At 77.7% G+C, this 2,727-nt stretch carries 2 protein-coding genes; both read right to left on the bottom strand.

Annotation, left to right across the window (positions count from 1 at the left end):
* Nucleotides 1-921, bottom strand: a 921-nt coding sequence (locus PAI11_RS10980; RefSeq protein ID WP_040599901.1) for a cell division protein FtsQ/DivIB, incomplete at its 3' end; no start/stop codon positions are given.
* Between the two features lie 148 nt (nt 922-1,069).
* The gene (murC, locus tag PAI11_RS10985) at nt 1,070-2,437 is read right to left on the bottom strand and encodes a UDP-N-acetylmuramate--L-alanine ligase (RefSeq protein WP_007574442.1); all 1,368 of its coding nucleotides are present in this window, start codon (nt 2,435-2,437) and stop codon (nt 1,070-1,072) included.
* Nucleotides 2,438-2,727 lie beyond the last annotated feature (290 nt).

A 2,727-nucleotide genomic window follows, 5' to 3' on the forward strand; every position in this document is an offset into this window, starting at 1 on the left:
GGCCGCGCCGGTCGGCGTGGCCACCCCGACCGCTCCGCCGCTGCCCGGCGCGGCGCCGGGCTCCAGCTCGCGCAGGGCGTCGCCGCCGCTGCCCCGCAGATCGGGGGCCTTGACCCCGGCACGCGGCAGCGTCGGGACCGGGCCGCGGCCGGCGATCGGCTGTCCGGGGATCCGCAGGTCGATCCAGGTCGCGCCGGCCGACGACGGGTCGGCCAGGACCGCCGCCGCGGCGGCCCACTTCGCCCGCAGGCGGTGGGTGTCGCGGAAGAGCAGCGCCGGCCCGTCGGCCAGGCGGATCGTGGTCAGGTGGTCGACGCGGGCGACCCGGGCCAGGAGCGGCGCGGGCGCGACCCCGAGGATCGCGACGGCTGTGCGCTGACCGGCGACGAGCCGCTCGCCCGAGGCCCGGCCGCCCTGGATCAGCGGCAGCTGACCCGCCGGCCACTCGGGCAGCAGGCGCCCGTCCGTCGAGACCGCCACGCGGCGGCTGCCCTGGACGATCGCCCCGACGGCCAGCCGCTGGTGGACCTGGACCTGGAGGCCGTGCGGGAAGCGGGTCTCGACGTCGATCCGGGTGATGCTCTGGTCGCCCGCGACCGCGCTCCGGATCGCGGCGTCGTCGAAGCCGAGGGTGCTCTGGCCGACCGCCGCCCGCTCGATCGCCCTCCGGATCTCGGGCGCGTTCGGTCCCTGGACCCCCACGACGGTCACGTTCTGGACCGCGCTCAGGCCGGTCAGGCGCAGCAGCAGGTAGATCGCGGCGACCAGCCCGAGCAGCGTCAGGCCGACGATCCAGGCCATCCGCCGCGGCGCCGGCCGGCGCGCGGCGGCTCCACGTCGCCCGCCGATCCGGGGCAGGCGCGGCAGCGACAGGGCGCCGCCTGCCTCCTGCAGGCGCGCGGTGAGGGTCTGGAGCGGCATCGGGACCCCGTTCGCCGCCGACGCCGACGCCCCTTCCTGCGCGGACGCCAGGTCGACTCGGACGTCGGTGGTCCCTCTTCGGCGTGGCGCTCCCGGTCCTGGCGATTCGAGGCGCCGGGCGTCCTGGTCCGGCGCGGGCCGGGGCGCGTCAGTCGCCGACCAGCCCGCGCGCGACCGCGTCGACGTCGCCGGCGCCCATGCACAGGCAGAGGTCGCCCTCGCGCAGGACCGACGGCAGCCGCGCGACCGCGTCCGCGATCGTCGGCAGCCAGAGGACGGTCCGTCCGCCGGCGGCGTCGGCCGCCGCCCGGGCGATCGTGCGACCGTCGATCCCGGGGAAGTCGGCGGCGCGCTCGCGCGCCGGGTAGACGTCGAGGACGCAGATCACGTCGGCCAGCGCCAGCGCGGTCCCGAAGGCCCCCGCCAGCAGCTGGGTCCGCGAGTACAGGTGCGGCTGGAAGACGGCCACCACCCGCCGCGGCGCGAGGCTCCGGGCAGCCTCGATCGTCCGCGCGACCTCGGTCGGGTGATGGGCGTAGTCGTCGATCACCGGAACGCCTGCCGGCCCGACCCCGACCTGCTCGAAGCGGCGGCCGGTGCCCGGGAAGTCGATCATCGCCGCGGCCGCCCGCGCCGGATCGGCCCCCGCCAGCGCCGCCGCGGTCAGGGCGGCGGTGGCGTTCCAGGCGTTGTGGATCCCCGGCTGGCGCAGCGCGACGTCGCGGCCCTCCCACTGGAAGCGGCTGGTGCCGTCGGCGGCGTGCAGCTCGGCCACGTCGTAGCGGCGGGTGCGACCGGAGTCGGGCGCCGGGAGCACCCGATCGAGCTCGCGGCGGTCCCAGACGATCCGCTCGCCGGCCTGGCCGAGGAACCGCCGGAAGGCGTCCTCCAGGTCGGCCCGCGAGCCGTAGGTCCCGTGATGGTCCAGCTCGACGCTGGTGACGACGGCGATCTCGGGGTGGGTCTCGAGGAAGCTGCGATCGGACTCGTCGGCCTCGACGACCAGCCACGGCGACGTGCCGCGGTGGACGTTGCGGCCGGTCGAGCGCAGGATCCCGCCGACCAGGTAGGACGGGTCCTCCCCCGCGCCCTGGAGCGCATGGACGGTCATCGCCGAGGTCGTGGTCTTGCCGTGGGCCCCCGCGACCGCGATCACCCGGTGCGCGGCGCAGACGTCGCGCAGCAGCGCGTGGCGCGACAGGTCGGGCAGCCCCCGGCGGCGGGCCTCGACCCGCTCCGGGTTGTCCTCGGGGATCGCCGTCGAGTGGACCACCTCGACCTCGCCGTCGGGCACGTTGGCCGCGTCGTGGCCGATCGTGACCGCGATCCCCGCCTCGCGGACGCCGGCCAGGTAGCGGCTCTCGCTGCGGTCCGACCCGCTGACCTCGGCCCCGAGCCCTCGCGCCAGCACCGCCAGCGCGCTCATCCCGGCGCCGGCGATCCCGAGGACGTGCAGGCGGCGACCGGCCCACGGACGCGGGTGGTGGTCGGCGCCGGTGCGATCGGTGACGGACACGACGGGCAGGCTACGTCACCGCGGCGGGCCGTCGGATCGTCGTCTCGCCCGGTCGCCGTTCGCCAGATGGCGACTGGTGGTGGCGGGGCCGTCGGATCGCCGTCTCGCCCGGCCCGGCCGCGCGAGACGGCGGATCGAGGTGGTCGCCGGCGGCCACTCGCCGCGCCGCTGTCGTCGCACCCCCGCCGCGGCCAGCGTGTCGGTCGTCGTCGTCGCGCCCGCGCCGGCCACCGCCACCCACGCCTGCGCCCAGCGACCGCCACCCGCGACCGCCACCACCGCCCGGCCGC

This window comes from Patulibacter medicamentivorans, assembly GCF_000240225.1.
Taxonomy (GTDB): domain Bacteria; phylum Actinomycetota; class Thermoleophilia; order Solirubrobacterales; family Solirubrobacteraceae; genus Patulibacter; species Patulibacter medicamentivorans.